General features: G+C 37.3%; 28 protein-coding genes. 10 read left to right on the top strand and 18 right to left on the bottom strand.

Annotated features, from left to right (window positions below; translation table 11 throughout):
• Nucleotides 1-33 precede the first annotated feature (33 nt).
• Nucleotides 34-555, bottom strand: a complete 522-nt coding sequence (locus I5J82_RS00395; protein ID WP_198766177.1) for a DinB family protein — start codon at nucleotides 553-555, stop codon at nucleotides 34-36.
• 421 nt (nucleotides 556-976) lie between these two features.
• Here I5J82_RS00395 and I5J82_RS00390 point away from each other — a divergent pair, with 421 nt between their 5' ends.
• The 7 genes from I5J82_RS00390 (at nucleotide 977) to I5J82_RS00360 (ending at nucleotide 7,713) form a co-directional block, all read left to right on the top strand.
• A complete protein-coding gene (locus tag I5J82_RS00390) occupies nucleotides 977-1,732 on the top strand; it encodes a GTP cyclohydrolase II (protein WP_198766176.1) in 756 nt (251 codons plus the stop codon).
• A complete protein-coding gene (gene ribD / locus I5J82_RS00385; protein ID WP_198766175.1) occupies nucleotides 1,725-2,813 on the top strand; it encodes a bifunctional diaminohydroxyphosphoribosylaminopyrimidine deaminase/5-amino-6-(5-phosphoribosylamino)uracil reductase RibD in 1,089 nt (362 codons plus the stop codon). Before I5J82_RS00390 ends, ribD begins: the two co-directional genes overlap by 8 nt.
• Before the next feature lie 13 nt (nucleotides 2,814-2,826).
• Nucleotides 2,827-3,405, top strand: coding sequence for a 5' nucleotidase, NT5C type (locus I5J82_RS00380; RefSeq protein ID WP_198766174.1), 579 nt, complete (start codon nucleotides 2,827-2,829; stop codon nucleotides 3,403-3,405).
• 107 nt (nucleotides 3,406-3,512) lie between these two features.
• A complete protein-coding gene (locus I5J82_RS00375) occupies nucleotides 3,513-3,797 on the top strand; it encodes a hypothetical protein (RefSeq protein ID WP_198766173.1) in 285 nt (94 codons plus the stop codon).
• Between the two features lie 254 nt (nucleotides 3,798-4,051).
• Nucleotides 4,052-5,116, top strand: a complete 1,065-nt coding sequence (locus tag I5J82_RS00370) for a GerAB/ArcD/ProY family transporter (protein ID WP_198766172.1) — start codon at nucleotides 4,052-4,054, stop codon at nucleotides 5,114-5,116.
• A 10-nt stretch (nucleotides 5,117-5,126) separates the two neighbouring features.
• Nucleotides 5,127-6,599 carry a spore germination protein gene (locus I5J82_RS00365; protein WP_198766171.1) on the top strand — a complete coding sequence of 491 codons (1,473 nt, stop codon included), beginning with the start codon at nucleotides 5,127-5,129 and terminating at the stop codon, nucleotides 6,597-6,599.
• A complete protein-coding gene (locus tag I5J82_RS00360) occupies nucleotides 6,589-7,713 on the top strand; it encodes a Ger(x)C family spore germination protein (RefSeq protein WP_198766170.1) in 1,125 nt (374 codons plus the stop codon). The genes I5J82_RS00365 and I5J82_RS00360 overlap by 11 nt, the downstream gene beginning before the upstream one ends.
• 21 nt (nucleotides 7,714-7,734) lie before the next feature.
• On the opposite strand, the gene I5J82_RS00355 is transcribed toward I5J82_RS00360, so the two are convergent.
• Nucleotides 7,735-8,559, bottom strand: coding sequence for an STAS domain-containing protein (locus I5J82_RS00355; protein ID WP_198766169.1), 825 nt, complete (start codon nucleotides 8,557-8,559; stop codon nucleotides 7,735-7,737).
• A 353-nt stretch (nucleotides 8,560-8,912) separates the two neighbouring features.
• Here I5J82_RS00355 and I5J82_RS00350 point away from each other — a divergent pair, with 353 nt between their 5' ends.
• The 3 genes from I5J82_RS00350 to I5J82_RS00340 all read left to right on the top strand — a co-directional run bounded on the left by I5J82_RS00350 (nucleotide 8,913) and on the right by I5J82_RS00340 (nucleotide 11,179).
• Nucleotides 8,913-9,218 carry a PadR family transcriptional regulator gene (locus tag I5J82_RS00350; protein WP_198766168.1) on the top strand — a complete coding sequence of 102 codons (306 nt, stop codon included), beginning with the start codon at nucleotides 8,913-8,915 and terminating at the stop codon, nucleotides 9,216-9,218.
• Nucleotides 9,219-9,235: 17 nt separating this feature from the next.
• Entirely contained in the window at nucleotides 9,236-10,423 is a 1,188-nt protein-coding gene (locus I5J82_RS00345) for a chromate transporter (protein ID WP_198766167.1), read from the top strand.
• A gap of 195 nt (nucleotides 10,424-10,618) precedes the next feature.
• Entirely contained in the window at nucleotides 10,619-11,179 is a 561-nt protein-coding gene (locus I5J82_RS00340) for a YdhK family protein (protein ID WP_198766166.1), read from the top strand.
• A gap of 75 nt (nucleotides 11,180-11,254) precedes the next feature.
• On the opposite strand, the gene I5J82_RS00335 is transcribed toward I5J82_RS00340, so the two are convergent.
• The 16 genes from I5J82_RS00335 to I5J82_RS00260 all read right to left on the bottom strand — a co-directional run bounded on the left by I5J82_RS00335 (nucleotide 11,255) and on the right by I5J82_RS00260 (nucleotide 22,699).
• On the bottom strand, nucleotides 11,255-12,325 hold the full coding sequence (locus I5J82_RS00335) for a sensor histidine kinase (protein WP_198766165.1): 1,071 nt from the start codon (nucleotides 12,323-12,325) through the stop codon (nucleotides 11,255-11,257).
• A complete protein-coding gene (locus I5J82_RS00330) occupies nucleotides 12,318-13,013 on the bottom strand; it encodes a response regulator transcription factor (RefSeq protein WP_198766164.1) in 696 nt (231 codons plus the stop codon). Before I5J82_RS00330 ends, I5J82_RS00335 begins: the two co-directional genes overlap by 8 nt.
• 93 nt (nucleotides 13,014-13,106) lie before the next feature.
• Nucleotides 13,107-13,922 carry an SDR family NAD(P)-dependent oxidoreductase gene (locus I5J82_RS00325; RefSeq protein ID WP_198766163.1) on the bottom strand — a complete coding sequence of 272 codons (816 nt, stop codon included), beginning with the start codon at nucleotides 13,920-13,922 and terminating at the stop codon, nucleotides 13,107-13,109.
• Between the two features lie 39 nt (nucleotides 13,923-13,961).
• Nucleotides 13,962-14,657 carry an SGNH/GDSL hydrolase family protein gene (locus I5J82_RS00320; protein ID WP_198766162.1) on the bottom strand — a complete coding sequence of 232 codons (696 nt, stop codon included), beginning with the start codon at nucleotides 14,655-14,657 and terminating at the stop codon, nucleotides 13,962-13,964.
• A gap of 12 nt (nucleotides 14,658-14,669) precedes the next feature.
• Complete coding sequence (locus I5J82_RS00315) at nucleotides 14,670-15,257, bottom strand: TetR/AcrR family transcriptional regulator (RefSeq protein ID WP_198766161.1); 588 nt, start codon at nucleotides 15,255-15,257, stop codon at nucleotides 14,670-14,672.
• Between the two features lie 307 nt (nucleotides 15,258-15,564).
• Nucleotides 15,565-16,176, bottom strand: coding sequence for a DedA family protein (locus I5J82_RS00310; RefSeq protein ID WP_198766160.1), 612 nt, complete (start codon nucleotides 16,174-16,176; stop codon nucleotides 15,565-15,567).
• Nucleotides 16,177-16,270: 94 nt separating this feature from the next.
• Complete coding sequence (locus I5J82_RS00305) at nucleotides 16,271-17,581, bottom strand: hemolysin family protein (protein ID WP_198766159.1); 1,311 nt, start codon at nucleotides 17,579-17,581, stop codon at nucleotides 16,271-16,273.
• 99 nt (nucleotides 17,582-17,680) lie between these two features.
• Nucleotides 17,681-18,082, bottom strand: coding sequence for a MerR family transcriptional regulator (locus I5J82_RS20465; protein ID WP_332873669.1), 402 nt, complete (start codon nucleotides 18,080-18,082; stop codon nucleotides 17,681-17,683).
• Nucleotides 18,083-18,438: 356 nt separating this feature from the next.
• The gene (locus tag I5J82_RS00295) at nucleotides 18,439-19,440 is read right to left on the bottom strand and encodes an ABC transporter permease (RefSeq protein WP_198766158.1); all 1,002 of its coding nucleotides are present in this window, start codon (nucleotides 19,438-19,440) and stop codon (nucleotides 18,439-18,441) included.
• 56 nt (nucleotides 19,441-19,496) lie between these two features.
• A complete protein-coding gene (locus I5J82_RS00290; RefSeq protein ID WP_198766157.1) occupies nucleotides 19,497-19,868 on the bottom strand; it encodes an ABC transporter permease subunit in 372 nt (123 codons plus the stop codon).
• 19 nt (nucleotides 19,869-19,887) lie between these two features.
• The gene (locus I5J82_RS00285) at nucleotides 19,888-20,301 is read right to left on the bottom strand and encodes a hypothetical protein (protein WP_198766156.1); all 414 of its coding nucleotides are present in this window, start codon (nucleotides 20,299-20,301) and stop codon (nucleotides 19,888-19,890) included.
• A 129-nt stretch (nucleotides 20,302-20,430) separates the two neighbouring features.
• A complete protein-coding gene (locus tag I5J82_RS00280) occupies nucleotides 20,431-20,577 on the bottom strand; it encodes a hypothetical protein (protein WP_171005538.1) in 147 nt (48 codons plus the stop codon).
• Between the two features lie 39 nt (nucleotides 20,578-20,616).
• Complete coding sequence (locus tag I5J82_RS00275; protein WP_198766155.1) at nucleotides 20,617-21,483, bottom strand: permease; 867 nt, start codon at nucleotides 21,481-21,483, stop codon at nucleotides 20,617-20,619.
• A gap of 21 nt (nucleotides 21,484-21,504) precedes the next feature.
• Nucleotides 21,505-21,669: a hypothetical protein gene (locus I5J82_RS00270; protein ID WP_198766154.1), complete on the bottom strand. Its 165-nt coding sequence runs from the start codon at nucleotides 21,667-21,669 to the stop codon at nucleotides 21,505-21,507.
• A gap of 99 nt (nucleotides 21,670-21,768) precedes the next feature.
• A complete protein-coding gene (locus I5J82_RS00265; RefSeq protein WP_144703056.1) occupies nucleotides 21,769-22,104 on the bottom strand; it encodes an ArsR/SmtB family transcription factor in 336 nt (111 codons plus the stop codon).
• Between the two features lie 94 nt (nucleotides 22,105-22,198).
• Complete coding sequence (locus I5J82_RS00260; RefSeq protein WP_233096365.1) at nucleotides 22,199-22,699, bottom strand: GNAT family N-acetyltransferase; 501 nt, start codon at nucleotides 22,697-22,699, stop codon at nucleotides 22,199-22,201.
• Nucleotides 22,700-22,822 lie beyond the last annotated feature (123 nt).

Here is a 22,822-nt window from a genome sequence, read left to right as displayed (position 1 = left end):
TATCGCGTTATTGGCTCGTTTTTAAACATGTGTTTAATTTTTGGTTAAGTATCGCTCTATGATGATATTACGATGGTGTATTTCGTGACCCGCTATGATCATCATTAGAGCACGAGTGGTAACGGCATGCCCATTTGCCGTTCCTTTCCTTTCCAAAGCCTTTTTACTCAAACTTTTAATAAGCTGGATTGTCGACAAACGCACTGAAACAAAATTTTCTAGCAAATCTCTCACCGGAATGTCATCAAAGCCGGCTTCCTCTACATACGCATTTTCATCATATCCAGGAAGTGAGGTTGTTTCCCCTCGTGCGATCGATAATAAACGATAGCTCATGATTCTTTCCGTATCCGTAATGTGACCAATCACTTCTTTGATGCTCCACTTCCCTTTTGCATACCGGTAGGAAAGCTGTTCATCATTTAACATGCTTGTGATTCCCACTGTTTCTTTCATTTGATCTGTTAGTACTTGAATGATATCCCCTTCAGGCACTAAGCTTACATATGTTTGATAATACTCTGCGTACTCATCCCCGGCTATCATCTTTTTCATAAGAATCTCATTCCTCTCTATTATGTAAAACATATAATTGTATTTTTCTACTAATCCTAATAAAAAACAAGGGTTTCATCTAATATGAAGGAAGATTTATGCCTTCAAAAACTGTATGGTCACTCTTAACCATTAACGAAATAATGTAGAGAAATAGTCTAACATACACGCTTTTCTTGTACTTTTTTCATACCTTATACAAAGGTATCTACATTTAGCGTATTAAAGATGAAAGGAAAATGTTCTCTTTTATGAAATGCATGATGAAGACACAAGGATTGAACCATCATTTGAGGGCTTCGATGCTTTTTTTTTCCATTGAGAGCAAAACACTACTTTCAATCGAATTATCTAGTATAAAATAAACATATTCACCGAAGTAACCGACAAAATACGTATCAACTACAAAAGGGGTATAAGTATGTTACAAAGTAAAAACTTAAAACAAAAAGTTCTTTCCATACTTGAAGATAAAATACAACTTATTAAAAAAGACGAAGGTGCGATTTATTTAGTTGGTCCCATCCGTCTGCCTGTTAATCTATATGGAGATACCGTTGTTTTCAACTGGTACTGCTGGCTTGAAGGCTGTGAACAAACAGAAAACTTTGAAGAAGTGATCGAAAAGCTTTCCTCAGCGAACTTGGCAGAATATCAGCAATCCAGTGTTTTAGTTTATGGTGACTTTGCTTACAATGATGAAGCACTTATTCGTATGCACTCCATTTGTCACACGGGTGATATCTTTGGCAGCAAACGATGTGACTGCGGTTATCAGTTGAAGCAATCGATGAAAATGATTGTAGAACATGGTACAGGTGCACTCTTTTATTTAGCAAACCACGAAGGCCGTGGAATCGGGCTATTCAGTAAAGCAATGGCTTATCTTCTCCAAGAAAGTGGACAAGATACTGTTGAGGCAAACGAGAGTCTTGGCTTTGTCGATGATTCTAGAAATTATGAAGATGCCATCGAGGTATTAAAAGCATTACGTTCAAAGCCAGTAACTCTGATTACGAACAATCCGAAAAAATTAGAAGCACTTCACCAAGCAGGTCTCTCCGTTACGTCAAGAGCTCCAATTTGGGGTGATGTTTCTGAATATAACGAGAAGTATTTGCAAACAAAGATCAAGCGATCTGGCCATCTAGATGAAGGAGTATTCACGAATGAGTAGTCATGAATTTTATATGCAGCTAGCTCTAAGCAATGCTCAAGCGATGAAAGGCCAAACAGACCCTAACCCGTTAGTGGGGTCTGTTATTGTAAATCATAACGAAATCGTTGGAGTAGGTACGCATTTAAAAGCTGGTGAACCACATGCTGAAATTCACGCTATTCGCATGGCTGGGGATAAGGCAAAAGGTGGTACGATCTATGTTACACTCGAGCCGTGCTCTCACCATGGAAGAACGGGACCTTGTGCTGTAGCGATCGTAGAAGCCGGAATTAAAAAAGTGGTTATCGCCGCATTAGATCCGAACCCGCTTGTCTCTGGAAAAGGCGTGAAGATCTTAAAAGATGCTGGCATTGAAGTGGAGACTGGAGTACTTCAAGAAGAATCGGAAAAGATGAATGAAGTATTCAATAAATTTATCGTTCAAAAGATTCCTTTTGTAACTTTAAAATCAGGCATCACACTTGATGGAAAGATTGCGAGTCGTACGAACAACAGCAAATGGATCACATCACCAGAAGCGCGTGAAGATGTGCACAAACTGAGAAACGAAAATAAAGCAATTCTTGTTGGAGTTAATACCGTTATTCATGATGACCCTGAACTAACGACAAGAATTCCGAATGGTCGAAATCCACTTCGAGTGATTATGGACTCAACACTTAAAATCCCTTTAGAATCTAAAGTTGTAAGAGACAATCAAGCTGAAACTTGGGTGTTCACTACTGAAAATTATGACAAGCAAAAAAAGCTTCGGCTAGAAGCTCATGGTGTAAAAGTGTTTATTGCTGGTGAATCACAAGTTGACCCGCTTGAAGTTTTAAAAACACTAGGAAGTAACTTGATTTCTTCCCTTTTGATTGAGGGCGGTGGTACGATCAACGCTTCATTCCTAGAAAACAAGCTTGTTGATAAAGCGGTTTTCTACATCGCTCCTAAACTGATTGGTGGACAGCATTCACCATCATTTTTTGGCGGTACTGGAATTGATAAGATGTCAGATGCCATTTTGCTGCAAAATCTTACAGTTACTCAAATCGGCCCTGACTTTAAGTTTTCAAGTTACCCTAAATACGAATAAGAGGTTATACAATATGAGATTTGGTTTTGACATTGACGATACGCTAATAAATTTACGACAACATGCTTTTCATATCTACAATAGAAAATTAAAACAAGATGTTCCGATTGATGTTTTTGACACGATTGAAACGTTGGAGATTCACGAGCCGTTCGGACTTTCAACAAAAGAAGGAAATCAGATGTGGATAGATTCTATGGAAGAAATCTATTTTACAGATTGTCCTGCTTATCCGGATGCGATTGAGGTGTTACAAGAGCTCGATAAAGAAGGTCATGAAATCTTCTACATTACAGCAAGACCTGCTAAACATTGTGAAGAAACTAAGAAATGGGTAGAAAACGCTGGTTTTCCTGTACAAGAGGGACGCTTTTTCTGTGGCATGAAAGATGAAGAGAAAATCCATATTATTAAAGATCTTAATCTAGACTTTTACTTTGATGATAAGCCTAATGTTTTAGATACTCTTAACCAAGAGCCTATTCAATTATATGTTAGACATCAGAATTACAACAAACATTTGGACATGCCTCGTTTAACGAATTGGTCTGAGTTAAAGGAAATTATAAAAAAACATACCGATAAAAAATAGTACGCATTCTTTTGTTTGATGTCTCTTAAGATAGCACGTTAAAAAACGTGCTATTTTTTTATACGCTCATTTTGGTGTATGGTAATAAGACTGGAGGTTCAAATGATATGCTGCTATTCTTATTGCTTTGTTTACTCACTGCAGGTTTTTTTATAGAGATCTTTCAAAAGCATGTTTTAAAGATGAAAGACCCTGATATTCATGAATTATGGGCAGAGTTAGAACACGAAGAATGGTTCCAAGAATTAAACGATATCCCTGAGATCAAGAAGTGGATTGAACTGGATAAACAGAACGGCTTATTAAAAGATCCCTATTATGTACGAAAAATAATTGATCAAGGTGGACATCGTGACGGTTACACACGCTACATAATAGATAAAACGAAGTAATGGCTCAAACAAAAGGATGATCTTTTGTTTGAGTTTTTTCGTTTGCGTAAACCAAGCTGTGTATTATGGATTGAGGTATTCTACAGGGCGTAACTGGTCCATTAGCAACTTGCGGAATTAAGTTGAAAATTTACGGGATTCCATCCAAACTCACGGGAAAAAATGTGATTGAGCTTAAGAATTGTATTTACCTATAGAATAATGCCTTCAAATTAAAACAATACTAATTCATATTCAATTAACCGGAGGAACGTATGAGAATTCAACCTGGTGTAGCTCCAATTCATATTTATGTTCTTTTAATTCTTTCATCCGGCCTCGTAAATCATGTTCTGATTATACCCGTCATCTTATCAGCTTCAGGAAGAGATGCTTGGGTAAGTATTCTTCTTTCAATTGTTCCTTACATCCTTTTTATTTTGCTTATTGGTTCGGTTTTAAAAAAATTAGGAAATCAAAATTTTGTAGATTTTATAAAAAAACGACTCGGCCCTGTCCCTGTCTATCTGCTCAGCGGTGTATTTATCTTATACTTTTTCTTAAATGCTACGATCACTTTCCGAGATACCATTACATGGACAAAAACAAATTATCTAATGGATACTCCAGCTCTTGTCCTATGTATTTTATTAGGTGTGCTCTGTTTTTTAGGGACTTATAAAGGACTTAAGGAGTTAAGCATGGTAGCTTTGATTGCCTTACCGTTAGTAGTAACATTCGGCTTCTTTATTGCGATTGGAAACATTCCGCATAAAGACTATTCTATGCTATTGCCCATTGCAGAAAATGGCTGGTCTCCTGTGTTTAAAGGTGGAGTTTATGTTTTATCCGGATTAACAGAGTTAAGTACGCTTTTATTCCTTGTCCATCACACACATAAGACGCTTAAGTGGAAACACATCATTTTTGTGAGTTTTGTTTTAGTGGGACTTATGTTAGGACCAACAATGGCAGCCATCGCAGAGTTTGGCCCTTATGAAGCTAATAAATTAAGATACCCTGCTTTTGAACAATGGAAGCTTCTAACGATTAGTAAAGAGATCACCAGGATGGACTTCCTTTCCATCTTCCAATGGATTTCTGGTGCTTTTATTAGAGTGAGTCTACTGATGTACTTAGTTACAAAATTAATTAAAGTAAAAAAACACAGGATATGGCTAGTTGCTTCCCTATATATACTTGCGATTGCTTATACACTTGCTCCTATATCAAACATTTCTGTTTTTAACTTTTTGTATCATTACTTCTTTCCGATACAGATGTATGTGATGCTGCCCATTATTTCGATTGTCTGTCTTTATGTTCTAGTTAAGAAATGAGGTATCTGTGATGAAGTTTATCCACCGTAAAGAAAATACTAAAATTCATGAACTTCTTAGCTGGTTCAGTCATTCCACAGACGTAGTGGTAAAAAATGATTTGTTTGCAGAAAAAACAAATTCTGCATATACCTTAATGTTCTGTAAAGGGCTAGTTGATACCCAATTATTAGAAGAAAGCTTGCTTCCCTTCTTAAATGACATCGCTGAGCAGGATGATGTTGCTATGTTTAACTCTTTAAAAAGTCGATTTGTGGTTCATGAAATCACTATTGATTCTCAAAACAAAAGAAAGATTGAGCATAGCTTGTTTTCAGGACAAGTACTGTTAACCGGTTCAAAAAATTCTCTATATGCCATCAATCTTGCAAATATGCCAAAGCGAACACCAGAAGAATCGAATACGGAGATTTCAATCCGTGGTGCGCGTGACGGTTTTATTGAAGATTTGGAAATCAATTTTGCTTTAATCCGAAAACGTCTAAAAACATCTTCACTCAACAGCAAATCTTTTACGATTGGTAGAAGGAGTCAAACGGCTATTTCTTTACTCTTTATTGAAGACATAATCGATCCTGATCTCGTCGTACGCGTCGAGCAGCGTCTTTCTAAGATTGATATAGATGCCCTTGTATCAAGCAGTGAACTAGAAGAAGAATTATCTGATTCTGTTTTTTCCATTTTCCCCCTGCTTGATAATACAGGTCGTCCCGATTTTGCGGTTCAATCATTACTTCAAGGAAGATTTGTCATTATTGTAGACGGTTCACCTACAGTGCTCATTGGTCCCGCTTCACTTGCGATTACATTGAAATCTCCAGAAGATGCTCATGCCAGTTTTTACATGGTATCGTTTGAACGAGTCCTTCGATTTACTGGACTTTTTACAACCGTATCCTTACCAGGGCTCTGGATAGCATTGACAACCTTTCACCCAGATCAGCTTCCTTATCCTCTGCTCGCAACGTTAACACTCTCACGAACAGGATTACCGTTATCGTTGCCACTTGAAATGATGATCATGGTCGTTTTGTTTGAATTGTTTAAAGAAGCAGGAGCTAGACTTCCTAGAGCTGTTGGTCAGACCGTAGCGGTATTAGGCGGATTAATCGTTGGGGATGCGGCAATCCGGGCAGGGTTAACCTCTCCTACAACACTTGTTGTTGTAGCTATAACGATGATTGCTAGTTATACGTTCGTTAACCAATCATTGAGTGGGAATCTACTTTTTTTAAGGATATATACCCTTCTCATGTGTGCAACATTTGGACTGTTTGGATTTTTCATATCTATGCTTAGTATATTCTTGCTAGTCAGTTCCCTTCGTTCCTTTGACTATCCATATATAGAATCTTTAGCTGCACCAAATGTGGCTGATACGTTTAAAACATTTTTTAAAGCTCCTTTTACTCTTATCAAGAAAAGATCTTCGTACCTGTATCCAAAAGACGCTACTCGCCAAGGTGATCGCAATGAGAAATAAAACAAAGATCATGTTCACGTTGTTTATCTTGCTTCTTATGTTAACAGGTTGCTGGGGCTCTAGGGGCATTAATGAGCAGCTCTATATTGAGGCTTTAGGTGTAGATTACAAAGATGGCAAGTATATCGTTTATACAGAATCCGCTGTCTTCTCATCAATCGCTAAACAAGAGGGTGGTGGCGCTCAGGCAGCTGAATCTCCTGTTTTAGTCGGAAGAGAGGAAGGAGATACCCTTACAATGGCTTTTAGGAAGTTAGAAAAATCTTCCCAATTTCCAATATATTACGGACACGTGCAAGTAATACTGTTTAGCGAGAGGGTGATTAAAGAAAAGCTGAGTGAAGTGATTTCTCACATCGGTCACGATCCTCTAATTCGATTTACAGCATGGATTTTTGGTACGTCAGAAGAAATAAACGAAGTATTAATGGCAAAATCTCTTTTTAAGCAAGCACCGACATACAAAGTACTGTTTCATCCAGATAGTATGTTGCAAAGAAACCACTCTGTTAATCCATTATCTATGCAGATGCTATTAAGAGATGGCAGCGAACCATTCGGATCAGCCATAATTCCTAATATAAAATTAGTAAAAGGAAAGTGGCACGAAGATAATGATAAACCCATGTTACCCACTATTAATGGAGGTTATGTACTTAATAGTATGAACTTTAAAGGAAAGCTGAATGATGCAGAACTTCATGGATTGGAATGGTTAACGAAAGAAAAAAAAGAGAACAAGCTTGAGATTTCATTAGGGGACACTGTTGTTGAACTAGACGTAAAAGGATATAAAATAAAGCTGAATAAGCCCGTTCAAAATGAACTTAAGTATACAATTGACGTCAAAGCAAAAGCAACGATCGATGAAAATTTAGATATTGTTCCTCGTAAAGAACTTGAAAAGAAAATCGTCCATAAAATGAAGAAGGATATTGAGCAGACTTATTTAAATGGAATTTCTATAGACAGTGACATTTATAATTTAACCCGTTCTACTTATCGAAAGTCACCGTCTTTAGTTAAAAAGTATGCTTTGCAGAACGACTCTTTGGATTCAGTCAAAGTGAAAGTACAAATCGTTCATGCAGGAAGTCAGAAGTATAAAGACTAACAAAAAAAACTAGCACGCATGCTAGTTTTTTTGTTTGTTACTTTCTATCGCTTGTTTTACATTCGCAAATGTTTTTATTGATGAAAAATCGATACCTTCAGAAACCGCATTAATCGCTAGCTCAGGACGCAAACCAGTCACCATTACGTTAATACCAAGTAATGCCAAAACACGGTATACATTAAAAATATGAGACGCCACTTCAGTATCAATGTCGACGATTCCTGAAAAATCCATGATTAACCGTTCAACTTGAAGTTCAGGGATTTTAGGCAGCACATGATTCATAAGATGCTCTGCCCGATCAGCGTCGATGGTGCCAATCAATGGCAAAACAGCCAGTCCATTCTCGATAGGAACGACAGGTGTAGAAAGCTCACGAAGCTCTCTCTTTGTTTTCTCTAAAATCTCCTCTGACTTTCGTTCAAAGGCAAGAACCGTTTCATTAATGCTTACATCCAGCATATGATGAACACGCTTAATGATTAATACGACATCTTCCGTAGAAAGTCCGAAATCAATGCTTATATTTAAAATAAAATCCGCAAACACCATTCGAGTGTCAGGATAACGGATTAATATATCAGAGATTCGATGATGCTTTGCTGCTGTTTTCTCTCCGTTTTCTCGACTCCACTCCAATAGTTCTTCTGGGACAGAACCTTCTTCACAATCAATAGATTCACTTAAAAAGGATAGGAATTCTGCATACACTTTTCTGGCCTGACTAATATCAGTCTCGCTTACTTGGAAACCAAACTGCCCGATAATATCATCAACGATTTTATTAGCTAGAAGCTCTGCATTTTCTTTTAGATAATGAGCAACCGTTAATGTCGACTTCATCTTCTTCACTCCATATCAAGAAAAATAGTTTTATTATCATACCTTCTATGATTTTATCACTAAAAAACCAGTAATTGGCTAAACTGTGAAAATAATAAAAGAAACAGGTGCTGAGGATTTTCGAGAAGTATTTCTAGCCACACACTTCCTTCTCCAATCAGGTTGTTAATATAGAGAAGCAATTGAACCAAACATTCTTCTACAGTAGGCCTTCTCGAAAAAATCAAGGTAAATATAAAGAGTATGTAAACCTTATAGTGATCAGGTTGAAAAGAAAAAGAACTCATGTTATTTTTATTTCGAAAACCGATATAGGTAATCGATATTGAGATGCAAATATAGGCGGTGATTATATGGAAGAGAAAACGTTACGAAAACTTTTTCTTGGTTTCATACAAATACATATTCTGCACCACGCACTTGAACACCCGATTTACGGCGTATGGATGCTAGAAGAACTCAGAGAACATGGCTATAACATTAGCGCCGGTACACTATATCCGATTCTTCACTCCATGGAAAGAGACGGACTTTTGACAAAGGAAAACAAGAACGTTGAAGGAAAAATTAGAAAGTACTACACCGCAACTGAGAAAGGGAAACTCGTCTTATCAGAAGCGAGAAAAAAAGCATATGAACTGTTTAAAGAAATCAAATAGTAAGAGGTGAACATAAAATGGTACAAAACATAAGTTTACTTAAAACACTATTAGAAATTCTTATCGTTTCAACAAGGCTTGGTCTCACTTCTTTTGGTGGGCCCATCGCACACCTAGGTTATTTTCATGAGGAATATGTTAGAAAACGCAGATGGATGGATGAAAAAAGCTACGCTGACCTTGTGGCATTGTGTCAGTTTCTTCCTGGCCCTGCAAGCAGCCAAGTGGGAATCGGAATCGGTGTTATGCGAGGAGGCCTGTTAGGAGGTATTGTGTCCTTTATCGGTTTCACATTTCCTTCTGTTGTCGCACTCATTGTTTTTGCACTTATTTTACAAGGATTAAATATTTCTGATCTAAGCTGGATCCACGGGTTAAAGCTTGTAGCAGTTGCAGTTGTGGCACATGCCATTCTAGGAATGGCTGAAAAACTAACACCTGATTTAAAAAGAAAAACCATCGCATTGTTAGCTTTAATCGGAACGCTATTGTGGCAGACCGCTTTCTCTCAAGTTGGTGTGATCCTATTAGCAGGTTTATTAGGATTTCTGTTTTATAGAGACCAGACGGATAACGATGCAACGAAATATGAATTTCCTATCTCAAAAAAGTTTGCTGTCATCTGTTTAAGTTTATTCTTTGTATTACTATTTTTATTGCCGTTCCTAAGAGATGTGACTTCTAACAACTGGATCGCTATTTTTGACAGTTTCTATCGTTCTGGATCGCTTGTATTTGGCGGCGGACATGTTGTCCTTCCATTGCTCGAACGAGAATTTGTGCCTAATGGTTGGATAAGTGAAGAAGCATTCCTGGCTGGTTATGGAGCCGCCCAAGCCGTACCTGGACCTTTGTTCACGTTTGCAGCCTATATTGGAGCAGTGATGAATGGTTGGCAAGGTGGATTACTTGCAACGATCGCGATCTTCTTACCTGCTTTTTTGTTAATTTTAGGCTCTCTTCCCTTTTGGAACATGCTTAGACAGAACGCTAAGATAAAAGGGGCTTTAATGGGAGTTAATGCTGCAGTAGTCGGAATTTTAATATCCGCCTTCTATCAGCCTATCTGGACAAGTACGATACTAAAACCGATCGACTTTGCGTTGGCAGCTGTATTGTTCAGCATGTTGGTGTATTGGAAACTCCCTCCATGGGTGGTCGTCCTCACTGGTGCACTCGGCGGTTTATTGATGACATTCATGTGAGATTTTAAACACTTGTTTAAATTTTTTATAAAGTGAAACTGCCTGTGTTCCCACCGAGCTCAGCAGTTTCTTTTTTTTAATATAATCGCGCATCTCTTCACAACTTCTACATAATTGTCCTTTATGCTAATCATATGTTCATAAACTTCTCTCGAAGAAGAATACTAATACTAGCCAATAAAGGAGGATTTACTAATGATAAAAAATAAGCTGTTTGTTATGCTGTTGCTTTCATTCTCACTCGTTCTTTCAGCATGTGGAAATGATGAGACGGAAAAAAAGAGTGAAGATAGTCAAGACCATGCAGATCACGGAGCAATGAATCATTCAGGCTCAGGCGAAGTTCCTAAAGGACTAAAAGAGGCAGAAAGCCCAACATATCAAGTTGGAAGTAAAGCGGTTATCAATGCGGATCATATGAAAGGCATGGACGGCGCAGAAGCTACAATTTCAGGCGCATATGATACGACCGTATATACCGTGACTTACACACCTACAACTGGGGGGGAAAAAGTAAAGAATCATAAGTGGGTCATACACGAAGAGATTAAAGATGCAGGTGATAAACCTCTAACTCCAGGAACAGAAGTTATTCTTGAGGCAGATCATATGAAAGGTATGAAAGGTGCAAAAGCTACAATTGATTCTGCAGAACAAACTACTGTCTATATGGTCGACTATACTCCTACAACGGGTGGGGAACGCATGAAAAACCACAAATGGGTGACAGAAAGCGAATTATCTAAGGACAAATAATTTTATTTATAGGCTTTTCGACAAAAGTATACGCAAATATTGAAAAAGCCGGCGTCCCAAATCACGCCGGCATTCTTATTTTAAAAATTTCATTTTAACCTCAGTGCCTTGCTTATACTCCCCATTTATCACAATATGTCCACCGTGAGCTTCAACGATTCTTTTTACAATCGTCAATCCGATTCCGCTGCCACCATGTTCTCTGTTTCTTGATTTTTCTCCACGATAGAAGCGTTCAAAAACTTGTTTACTCTCCTCTTCTGGAATACCGATTCCAGTATCACGTATTGATATCAAAACTGATTCGTTATCAACATGAGTGGCAACTGTAACATCTCCACCACTAGGGGTGTACCTTAAAGCATTGCTGAATAGGTTCATAAAAACTTGAGACATTCGTTTTGAATCCATATTTATTTCAACATCTTGATCTAGTTCACTTCTTAGCGATATTCCTTTTTGTACAAATGCTCCTGATACGGCATCCACACTTTTTTTGATGAGGTGGTTTAGTGGTTCAGGTTTCTTCTTTAATGTGAACTCTGGTGCTTCCATAGCCGTCAGATACTCGAGATCTTGCACGATAGAGATCAGTCGGTCAATTTCATTTTTCAGTGACTGAATCCGAGCTGTAGTGGGCTCGAAAACGCCATCCTCGAAAGCTTCGAGATGACTTTTAATCGTAGCTAAAGGCGTTCTGAGCTCATGAGCAATATCTGAAGTCATATTTTTCCGAGAAGTTTCTTGTAATTGTAGTTTAGTGGCAAGCTGATTTAGAGATTTCCCAAGGTCATTTAGTTCATCATCTCCAAGCGTCTGTACTCTGACTTGAAGCTCTCCCTTAGCCATCTTTTCTGCCGCTTTCCTCATTTCTACCATAGGTCTTGATAAGTTCTTTGCGACAAAATAACTAATGATACATACCAAAAGAATAGCACCCATCGACGTCCAAAGAACTGAACTTAGCAGAGCCTTTTCAAAGTGATGTGTCAAAGGCTCTATACCTTGAAATTCAGGGACATCTTTTTGAAACATCGTAAAGTGGTAATGAACTTCATACATGATAATGAGACCGGCTATGATGAGAATTGATGATGCGGCCAAAATAAAGATGATAGTTAATCTCGCATGCAGACCTTTAAACATGTCGGCCTCCTGTAAACTTATATCCTACACCAAACACTGTAACGATATAACGTGGTTTCTTTGAATCCTCCTCAACTTTATACCTTAAATTTTTTACGTGTTGATCAATCGTTCTGCTGTCGCCTTCATAGTCGAAACCTAGAATCTTCTCAACTAGTTCTTCTCGTGAAAAAACGCGATTCGGATGTCTGCCAAATGTCAGCAATAGCTTATATTCATTCGGTGTAAGATTGACTAGATTTCCATGTTTGTAAACTTCTTGTTTACGAGTATCTACTTTAAGCTCTCCTCTGTTATATGTAATCTGCTCAGCCAATAAGCCCTCTTCTCCTGACCGACGTAGAATCGTTTTAACTCGTAAAACAAGCTCGCGCGGACTAAAAGGTTTCACCATATAATCATCTGCACCGAGCGATAACCCGTTGATGCGATCTTCTTCACTCACCTTTGCAGTCAACATTAAAATGGGTAATGTATGTGTCTGTCTAATTCTCTGACAGAGTGCTTCTCCGCTCATATCTGGCAACATAAGGTCAAGAATCACAAAATCTACAGAGTTATTTGTTACAAAATGGATTGCTTCGTTAGCAGTCAGAGCTTCTAAAGTGTTAAACCCTTCCTTCTTCAGATAAGAAGAGACAACCTCCAATAGCTTTGGTTCGTCCTCCACGATTAAAATGGTTTTCACGGTTACTCCTCCAAAAGTTAGATTACTTATATTATAACGAAGAATAAAAAAATGAACTGCTCTAGAACGTTAGCAGTCCACTTTATGGGTTTTTTAAGTTAGCCTTGCTTTTCTGCTTACTCTGCAAACTAACCTCATTAATCCTCTATGCGCTATGGGGACTAGAGTAAAAAAGACGTCCATTGTTCTTCGAAAGGGCATAGGGCATATAATAGGCTTATTTTTATGTATACCGTCTAGTGTGATTTTTGCTAGTTTTTCTGGAGACATCATCTTCTGTTTTTGAAATTGTTTCAAAATTACATCTTTATCAATGTGAATTGCTTTTGCTTTCTCAAAAATTGGTGTGTCCACAAATGTTGGACAAAGCGTGCTCACTTTAATACCGAATTCTTCTGCCTCATAATGTAGGGATGTTGTTAACCCAACTACTGCATGTTTCGTGGTTCCGTAAGCTGCAGAAACAGGCGAAGGACCAAGCCCTGCAGCTGAAGCTGTGTTTACAATATGGCCAAATCCTTGTTGTTTCATTAATCGATAGGCCACATTAGTTCCGTAGATAACTCCCCAAAGGTTAACGGTCATAATTGTATTCCAATCATCTAACGTTGTATCATACAATTCACCGTACATCGCGATGCCAGCATTGTTAAAAAGATAATCTAGCCTTCCAAACTCCTGATATACCTCTTTAACTATTTTCTCTACACGTTCTGCATCGGTTACGTCTAAATACTGAAATCTTGTATTTATGGCACCACTGTTTAATTTCTCTTCAACTTGTTTGCCTAATTCACGATTGATATCCGTGATGATGACAAATACGTTTTGTGAGACGAGCTCCTTACAAAGAGCGTAACCGATTCCTGAAGCACCACCCGTTACAATTGCAACCCTCCGTTTATCCATCAGATCAACCACCTCTATTTACTCGTTTTTATTCCAAGATTACTTTATAGCGTTCTTATCGATACATTGATGTTGATCAATTATTGCAGCATATTCGTCTGCAACAATTTGAGCGCCTTTGCTATTCAAATGAATGCCATCTAGTGTCAGATGCAATCCACGTTTCTTTGACATCTGATCAATTCTTGATGGTTTTTTATAAAAAAGAACATCTTTCATAACTCTTAAAACTTTTGTACTGATATAGTCGGAACTCTTTACTGAAGATAGGTGTTGTTCAAAAACAGAATGTAGATTTAGTGTGGTAGCATTTGCATGTTTGTTCGTGATGGTTGCGATGAGGGTATTTAATTGCTTTATTTCTTTGTTTGAAACATTATTGATGTTTTCACCAACTATTGCTGGGGTGACGGTTATTACACTACTTGAGGAAGATAAAACACACTCTAATACTTTTTGATAATAATCTTTAAACTCTTCATGGTCCTTTGCAACTGGCTGTGCTTGCACACTAAGTAGTTTTGAATAAACGTCATTAACCCCAATCCACAGGAAAGCAAGATCAAAGTTTTCTAACTTCTTTTTTGTTAGGCGGCTATGCAAGCTTTTAACAGACTCCCCCGGCTTTCCCAGGTTCACAAATGTCATGTGTGGAGATTGTTTTTGTAAGAGGTGAAAAAAAGAAACACCAGGTCGTCCCTCTGTTAGACTGTCACCGATTAATCCGATTTTCATAACTTTTCCTCCTTATTTTTGAATGGACTCTAAAAACATACTTACAGCTTTCTTAAAAAGCGGCTCTAAGCTAGAAAGCTCTTGAGTATTCGTAAGCTGACAAAGTCCACCAAGCCACGTACCGATCAACACCGTCCATTCTTCCACATTGCCGTTCTTAAACTCTCCTTCTTCTATCCCTTGAACGAGAATTGCACGATATGCACCCATTGGAATAACCGCTAATTCGTATAGCTGCTTAACGGATTCAGGACTTGATTCGGGATTTGAGGCAAGCTCTTGCCCTCCTTTTAATAAAGGGGTTTGGTAATTATAAAGAACGTGCATAGCCATTCCATATAGCTTATCGGATGCACAAGTAAAGTCATGTTCTTTGTTCATCCACTTGATATACCACTCGTTCATCGTTCGTTGTGCTAATAACACAAACAACTTTTCTTTATTCTGAAAATGATAATAGATATGCCCTTTGCTGTAACCAGAAGCTTTTGAGATATCAGCTACTGACGTTTGTGTGTAACCTTTTTGTGAAAAGAGTAAAAAGGCTTTTTCCATGATTTCTTGTTTTGCTGTTTCACTGTTGTATCTTCTTTTGCTCAACGGTTTAATTCCTTTCTCTAAATTGAACGACCGTTCTATTTTATTATACATTTTTTAACAGATAATAGAATGCGTTTTCTTAGAGATTCACAAAATTGTAAATAATAACAAAAAATATCCCCTAGCAGTGTTTTAAACAACTGTTTAATGTTCAAGCATTTCAACGCTGTAAAGGTCACTTTCGCAGACTTTTTACCTTGAATAATGGGAGACCTTTGAAAACAGCCGACTCTCAAAAAAAAAAGAATCCCCTACTAGGAGATTCATTAAAATGTACAATTATATTTGTTTAAAATTAAGAGTAAAGTTAGCTATTTTGTCTTCGCTTTCGTACATAAAGAATGACAACAGAAACAAAGAGTAACGCCAAAACAGCATAGATAATTTTGGAGTAAACGTCCATATACCCTACAATAACTTCCCATGAAGCTCCAAAATAAGCACCTAAGTTGACGAGAGCAATGTTCCAGATTAGCGTTCCGAATGTTGTAAGAACAAGGAATAAACCAAAATTCATGTTAGACATGCCCGCAGGAATAGAGATTAAGCTTCGAATCAACGGAATGAATCGACAGAAGAATACCGTCCATGGGCCATATTTATCAAACCATGCATCAGCCTTATGAATATCCTTTTTCGTTAATCGAAGGATATGTCCCCATCTGTCTATGATCTTTTCCATTCGTTCAACGTCAAGCTGCAGTCCTACACCATATAGAATCACCGCTCCTAGAACAGAACCTACTGTTGCTGCTAAAATGACTCCTACTATATTTAAATCTGAAGAATTCGTCATGAACCCTCCAAATGTCAAGATGATTTCAGATGGAATCGGGGGAAATACGTTTTCTAATGCAATTAACAGTAGAATTCCCCAATATCCAAATTCGTTCATAATATTGATTAACCAATTCTCCATAAATAACTCCTTTGTCTCTATAACTAAAACTTTTCAAAAGCATCTTCTGCTTTTTTTATAAAAAAGACGTGCAAAGCTTGCACGTCTCGTTTGATTAAGTTAGAGATTCTTCGTTCTTCACTTTTAGTACTTCAAGTGATTTAACATGATACCCATCGATTTCCAATATCTTGAAACGATAATTTTCCACGGAAACCTCATCGTCCATTTTGATCTCGATCTTTTCAGAAAGAATCCATCCACCGATCGTATCAACATCTTCATCATTAATATTCAGGCCAAAAAGATCGTTTACTTCTGAAATCAATACTTTCCCGTCAAGGATTGTTCTGTTTTCATCAACCTTCTTAATATCAGGAACTTCATCTTCATCAAATTCATCTCGAATTTCGCCTACGATTTCTTCTAGAATATCTTCAACGGTTACAAGTCCCGATGTGCCGCCATATTCATCGATCAAAATCGCCATATGAACACGTTCTTTCTGCATTTTTAACAAAAGATCGTGTATAGGCATTGTTTCAAAAACCTGAATAACAGGTCTTACATACTCTTCGAGTGAAGCATCTGGGTTCTTTCCGTTAACAAAGTCCGTTAATACTTGCTTCATATTAACCATACCGACAACACTGTCTTTATCTCCATCTACGATTGGATAACGGGTATAGTTCTCTTCTGTTACAACAGCAATACTTTCTTTTACTGTTTCAGATTTATCAAGTGTTATCATATCAACGCGAGGTACCATAATTTCTTTAGCGGTACGATCGTCAAATTGGAAGATATTGTTCACATATTTAAACTCTGACTGGTTGATCTCACCGCTTTTGTAACTTTCAGAAAGGATGAGTCTCAACTCTTCCTCCGAGTGAGCAAGTTCATGTTCGGATGCAGGCTTCAAACCAAACCATCCTGTAAAAATACGCGCAGATCCGTTCAATGTTTTAATAAACGGATACATGATCTTATAGAAAAACATGATTGGCTTTGCAATTCTTAACGTAACGGCTTCCGCCTTTTGAATAGCAAGTGTTTTTGGTGCAAGCTCTCCAATAACTACGTGTAAGAATGTAATTAAAGCAAAGGCGATAATAAACGATAAGATACTTGAAACAGACTCAGACAGATCAAGCTCTACAAATAGAGGATGCAACAAGTGCTCTACTGTCGGCTCTCCTAACCACCCTAATCCTAGTGCAGTTATGGTAATACCAAGTTGACAGGCAGAAAGGTATTCATCGAGATTTCCGACAACCTTTCTAGCTGCTACCGCTTTCGTATTCCCTTCTGTTACGAGTTGATCCAATCTTGTTGTACGAATCTTTACAATCGCAAATTCGGTAGCTACAAAAAAAGCAGTCAACGCGATTAAAATAGCTACCATAATTAAGTTAATAATCTCCAAATGTTCTCCTCATGGTTACATGAACCACAAGGAATACACCTCCCAGGTTGTATAAATAGTTTAGATCGTTAAACACGAAGAATATCTCTCAACTATTATTTACCCGAAAAGTAAAAGTAATGAATGCGCTAAAGTCATGCCTTGAGGAGAGACTTTATTTAAGAGCAGCTCTCTTTGCTTATCGTTTAAGCTTTCCATGATCGGCTTGATCTCTTTGATTTCTGCCTCTAGGTGTTTCATGAGCTCTGCGATCTGGTCTACGTACTTTTCGACGTGTTCATTTTCAGTACTTTTCAATTTGACTAGTTCAATCACAGACTTGATTTCATGCAAGGGCATGTTCAGCTTCTTATAATGCTCGATTAACCCTAATACATGAATCGTCTCTTCGTCATATAGTCGATAATTCGAATCCGTTCGAAGAGGCTGGAGTAAACCAATCTGGGAATAATAGTCGATGGTTCTTTTAGATACATTTGTTACCTCTGCTAGTTCACCAATACGATACGCCTTCCCAATATCCTCACCTCTTCCTCTTGATAATTACATACAATGTACAATAGACTAAACCATACAGTCAACTGGACAGTTTTACATGTCACGAAACGTTCAAAAAGATAGGATGTTTTCGTTACATTGCTACCTTTAGGAAAGTAGTTGATTTCCGCTCCAGGCAGCTCGCTTTCCATGGGGCGAACGGTGAGCCTCCTGCCGCTTCGCGCCTTTAGGAGTCTCCACCTGACCGCTCGTCCCATAGGAGTCTCGCCACCTTACGCTACAATCAACCTGCATGGAAGAAAAAAGAACATCATAAAATGAGATACACTTTTAGAACTAAAAAAAGACACGCTTTTTCGTTAATCTCGTGTGACTACCTGGAAACTAAACTCTTTACGTCTTCCCTCTTTGATTTCCGTTTGCTTTAATCTCTTTGTTTGAGGGGCTAGCTCAGGATCCATATTCTTTTCGAGACCTTTTACAATAAGATTCAAGGAGAGAATCGCTAAGGTGAAAGCGCCGATTGGAACAAGTGGAATCCACGGATATACAATAAATAGATCAAAATAATCACCAATTAGCCCTGACCATTCATATGTAGTGGTAATCGGAGCAGCTTTCATGATGCTATAATCAATTTTGGTTCCACCAAGATAAAGTTCGAACAATCCTAAATGAGCTAAGATCAATAAGACCTGTATCACTTGCTGAGTGAAGATGATTAACAAGCGACGATATATATGTACGATGACGTGCTTTCGAAGGATGAAGAAAGAACTTGCTCCAAGTGTTTTAGCACTCTGGATAAATTCTTTTCTTAGAATAATCGAGATTTCGTTTCCGATTACTAAAGAGACTGTTGGAAGAGCCAATAGCACTAGCAAAATAATTTCATACCATACCCTAGTTGCAAATGAATACTGAAAACCCTCAAAAGCTTGATTCAAGACCGGACTTAATAGAAAATAAGCCAATAACACAACCGGAATATATTGAAATGCATTACTTAATGCGGATAGAACTCTTTGGTATTTTTGCAGGTACAGCGCATAAATCGTTCCTAAAACAAACGAGAAAAACATTCTAAAGATCGCAATAAATAAACCCAAACCAATCGTATACTTTGCTCCTTCTATGATGACATGTAACAAGTGCCTGCCGTTCGTATCTGTTCCAAGCCAGAAACTATGTGCCGGTTCAAAGGGAGCTTTATCTACAGGATAAGCATCTACATATATAGCCTGCGTCTGTTTGATCTCCCCGTCAAAGAACACACCATTTATACAACTTGCTAACAAAACGCCAACTATAAAGCTAGATCCTAATAGGATATAAAAATTCCGCACAAAAAATGTTTTCACTATAGGACCACCTCTTCATTATTGAGTTTTTTTATGAAAATTTTAAAGATAAGCAATTACAAATAAGTTGGTAAAAGTAGCATAATGAGTCCTACAACAAAAAGTTCAGGAGACAAGTAAGTAAAAATAAACGAAGTAAATCCATTCATATTCAAGATATATTCCAGTACTAAAAGGTTAGAAAGCATCATCCATAAAATCGATTTTGATTGATAAAAGATGCTCATCAATGTGTTTCGATAAACATGGAAAGGAAGGATCTTGATGAATGGCATACCTTTTGCTCTTGCAAAAACTACATAATCCATTTGTACTTCTTCTTCTAAAGAAAGCATAAACATTTTGAAAAATTGAACAGTAGGTAGAATCGATAGCGCTATAATAGGAATGAAATAAGATCGTTCATCAGGGAGAGAGGTAAATGGCATTACAAGAATTCCAGTTTTCTTAAAGAACCAAACCACCCCCCATTTGTATCATGACGACGATAAACAGATCAGGCAATGATTCTAAAACAAACACAATAAACGATATGAACCTTTTTGCCGACTTTGAAAAAAAGTTTATCGTGACAAAACTCAGTAGTAGTCCAAGCAAAATGGAGAGGAAAAAAGCTAAGAAATAAATGCTCATGCTGTAAAGGTAAGGATTAAATATCTCTGGGAATAGCGGACGTTCTGGTTTTGTAATGAAATAGGTGATTTCATATGGTTGAATCAGGCTAAGAATCAGATTCTTCGTTTCTATTACATAAGCACTAAAGTGGATCTCAGTTCCCACAATAAGGATAGGTAAGGCTCCGAACAATACAATCATACAAATCGTTAGAAATACTGGAACAGCATTTTTAAAAAGTTCCACTTTCGTGCAAACATCCTTTCTAACAAAACTTTATTATTAAGACGTATGTCATGTATGTTCTTATTCATAAAAAAACATCCCTGTAGCAGGAATGTTTTTGATGAATATATGGGGATTAATTAGTTTGGTTTATACGCAACATTTGTTTTGATCTTTACTATTCTCTGTTTCACAACATACTGTTTCTTCTCTATCACTTACTTCAACAATTTGAACGCTGCAGCAGTTAGCTTCTTTTTCATTTTTGTTTCCGAAGAAAATTTTTATGAAACTCATTAATCTCACCTCCTTTCCTTTCAAGCTTTGTGAAAGATCTTAAACAAGATAGAAAATAAAACCAGAAATTGTTGACATGGTAATCACAGATAGGACAAACATAATGACGAGTTCTTTCTTAAAAATGGACTTTAAGAGAACAACCTCTGGAAGGCTCGCACCAGCTGATGAGATCATGAGTGCCATCACAGGGCCAAGCGCCATTCCTTTTGCGATCAGAACTTGAGAGATCGGAATCATACTCGATAGCCTGATGTATAAAGGAATCCCTACAACCGCCGCTATCGGAACGATCCACCAGTTATCGCTGCCAAACGTACTTGCAATCCAATTTGTTGGTACCAATCCATGAATAACAGCTCCAATAGCTGCTCCGAGTAAAAGATAAGGATAAACACTCCTCATCAAATTCATTGTTTCTAAAAGAGCAACTTTCACATCAAACTTTTTCGTTTCTTTTTGATACCCTGACATCACGACGTTCTTTACTGATTTCTCAAATCCTAATGCTTCAAGTGCAAAACCGATGATCACAGAAAATACCGCTGTGATGATGGTGTAGAGGATCGTTACTTTCCACCCTAATAACACTCCCATAATAGTGATGATCGTCGGATCAAGTACGGGTGAGGAAAAAAGAAATACCATCACTATGGAAAAAGGCATTTTCTTTTTTAACATGTTCACAACAACTGGTATGGTAGAGCAAGAACAAAAAGGTGTTACAAAAGCAAAGAGTAATGCGAATAATGCTCCTATTCCTTTGTTCTTTCCTCCCAAATATTTCTCAACTTTTTCATAAGGGATATAAGCTTGAAGTAAATTGATAACAAACGAGATCACTACGAACAGAATCGAAAGTTCAATGGCTATACTTAAAAAACTTTGAAAGGTATCCATCCACATAATATTTCTTCTCCCTTTTTATCAAGCGCAGCATACTTGATTTGATTGTGTTGTTTCCCTTTTTTTTAAGAGTGATCTACTAAAAGTGTTTGATTTTATTTGTTTTGGTCTGCTATTTTCTTTCGCAAACTGCTCCACTTCTCTTTTCTTCATTTCAAACATCTTTTCCAGATAATAAATATTCATAAAAATTTTCCTCCTGTTATATCAAAAATAATTGATTTATACATCAAAAAAAATTGATGTTTTATGTAAAAATGAAGCACTACAAGTGTAGTACGTCATTTAACAAGATGATGGTAAAAACACACAGCATAATTGATCTGATAAAATTCCTTTTAGTTCACTTACATTCAAAGAATAATAGTTCCAGGTACCTTGTTTTTCCTTTTTTATTAAGTCTGCTTCTAACAGAATTTTTAGATGATACGATAGCTTGGATTGCGGCATGTCAATAATCGGCGTGAGATCACATACACATACACTTTCTTTAACAGCCAGGATATTGATAATTTGCAGTCGCTGCTGATCAGCGAGCGCTTTAAACTTTTGTTCATATTTCTCTAAATCTTGGTTTGATGCTGTAGTTATGGTATTTAATAAAGGAATTTCTTTTTTCATTTGTATCACTCCTAACATCAAAATTATTTGATGTAATTTCATTATATCCTTTATTTACTAATTCGCAACTAATAAATCAAAAAAAATTGATTTTTTATACTCCAACTTTTTTACTTCTTCGTTCCAGCAAGATGACGTCACGCCACACTCCGTTCATCTCACCAATTTTCTCTCTAAGACCTACTTCTCTAAATTCCCACTTTTTATGTAGAGCTATGCTCGACTGATTTTCAGGAAAAATCCCTGCTTGTAATGTCCAAATCCCATTTTCCTCACTGGTTTCAATAAGGTTCTTCATTAAAGAACTTCCAAGCCCTTTCCCTTGATGAACAGGATCTATGTATATACTTACTTCAGCCACTCCCGCATATACACATCTGCTAGACACCGTACTTAAAGCAGCCCACCCCAATACTTGAGTCGTAGAGCGAGCAATGAAACGACAACATGATAAATGACTGTTATCCCATTCATTCCATGAAGGAGCTTCCTGCTGAAAGGTAGCATTACCTGTAGCAATACCTTTTAAATAGATGTTTCTTACATGTGGCCAATCATTGGTTTGCATATTATCTATAAAGTAAGAACTGCACATACTATTCCAACTTCCTTTCAAACTATTTGTATTAAAAATAGCAAAAAACAAACTTGTTTGCTGAGTTTATATTTTCTTGTACAAAAAAAAAGCACACTTTTTTAAGCGTGCTTTCCCTCGTGA

It is taken from the genome of Fictibacillus halophilus (assembly GCF_016401385.1).
In the GTDB taxonomy this organism is placed as follows: Bacteria; Bacillota; Bacilli; order Bacillales; family Fictibacillaceae; genus Fictibacillus; species Fictibacillus halophilus.
The sequence above is the reverse complement of the archived record's forward strand: the minus strand, read 5'-3'. Positions and strand labels throughout refer to the sequence as shown.

Excerpts from the sequence above, each read along its gene's own strand:
- I5J82_RS00290 (WP_198766157.1), bottom strand. The coding sequence starts at position 19,868 with ATGCCATTTACCTCTCTCCCTGATGAACGATCTTATTTCATTCCTATT.
- I5J82_RS00265 (WP_144703056.1), bottom strand. The coding sequence starts at position 22,104 with ATGAAAAAAGAAATTCCTTTATTAAATACCATAACTACAGCATCAAAC.
- I5J82_RS00370 (WP_198766172.1), top strand. The coding sequence starts at position 4,052 with ATGAGAATTCAACCTGGTGTAGCTCCAATTCATATTTATGTTCTTTTA.
- I5J82_RS00390 (WP_198766176.1), top strand. The coding sequence starts at position 977 with ATGTTACAAAGTAAAAACTTAAAACAAAAAGTTCTTTCCATACTTGAA.
- I5J82_RS00360 (WP_198766170.1), top strand. The coding sequence starts at position 6,589 with ATGAGAAATAAAACAAAGATCATGTTCACGTTGTTTATCTTGCTTCTT.
- I5J82_RS00365 (WP_198766171.1), top strand. The coding sequence starts at position 5,127 with ATGAAGTTTATCCACCGTAAAGAAAATACTAAAATTCATGAACTTCTT.
- I5J82_RS00260 (WP_233096365.1), bottom strand. The coding sequence starts at position 22,699 with ATGTGCAGTTCTTACTTTATAGATAATATGCAAACCAATGATTGGCCA.
- I5J82_RS00275 (WP_198766155.1), bottom strand. The coding sequence starts at position 21,483 with ATGTGGATGGATACCTTTCAAAGTTTTTTAAGTATAGCCATTGAACTT.
- I5J82_RS00350 (WP_198766168.1), top strand. The coding sequence starts at position 8,913 with ATGGAAGAGAAAACGTTACGAAAACTTTTTCTTGGTTTCATACAAATA.
- I5J82_RS00325 (WP_198766163.1), bottom strand. The coding sequence starts at position 13,922 with ATGGATAAACGGAGGGTTGCAATTGTAACGGGTGGTGCTTCAGGAATC.
- I5J82_RS00395 (WP_198766177.1), bottom strand. The coding sequence starts at position 555 with ATGAAAAAGATGATAGCCGGGGATGAGTACGCAGAGTATTATCAAACA.
- I5J82_RS00345 (WP_198766167.1), top strand. The coding sequence starts at position 9,236 with ATGGTACAAAACATAAGTTTACTTAAAACACTATTAGAAATTCTTATC.
- I5J82_RS00310 (WP_198766160.1), bottom strand. The coding sequence starts at position 16,176 with ATGGAGAATTGGTTAATCAATATTATGAACGAATTTGGATATTGGGGA.
- I5J82_RS00270 (WP_198766154.1), bottom strand. The coding sequence starts at position 21,669 with ATGAATATTTATTATCTGGAAAAGATGTTTGAAATGAAGAAAAGAGAA.
- ribD (WP_198766175.1), top strand. The coding sequence starts at position 1,725 with ATGAGTAGTCATGAATTTTATATGCAGCTAGCTCTAAGCAATGCTCAA.
- I5J82_RS00340 (WP_198766166.1), top strand. The coding sequence starts at position 10,619 with ATGATAAAAAATAAGCTGTTTGTTATGCTGTTGCTTTCATTCTCACTC.
- I5J82_RS00335 (WP_198766165.1), bottom strand. The coding sequence starts at position 12,325 with ATGTTTAAAGGTCTGCATGCGAGATTAACTATCATCTTTATTTTGGCC.
- I5J82_RS00380 (WP_198766174.1), top strand. The coding sequence starts at position 2,827 with ATGAGATTTGGTTTTGACATTGACGATACGCTAATAAATTTACGACAA.
- I5J82_RS00355 (WP_198766169.1), bottom strand. The coding sequence starts at position 8,559 with ATGAAGTCGACATTAACGGTTGCTCATTATCTAAAAGAAAATGCAGAG.
- I5J82_RS00375 (WP_198766173.1), top strand. The coding sequence starts at position 3,513 with ATGCTGCTATTCTTATTGCTTTGTTTACTCACTGCAGGTTTTTTTATA.
- I5J82_RS00280 (WP_171005538.1), bottom strand. The coding sequence starts at position 20,577 with ATGAGTTTCATAAAAATTTTCTTCGGAAACAAAAATGAAAAAGAAGCT.
- I5J82_RS00320 (WP_198766162.1), bottom strand. The coding sequence starts at position 14,657 with ATGAAAATCGGATTAATCGGTGACAGTCTAACAGAGGGACGACCTGGT.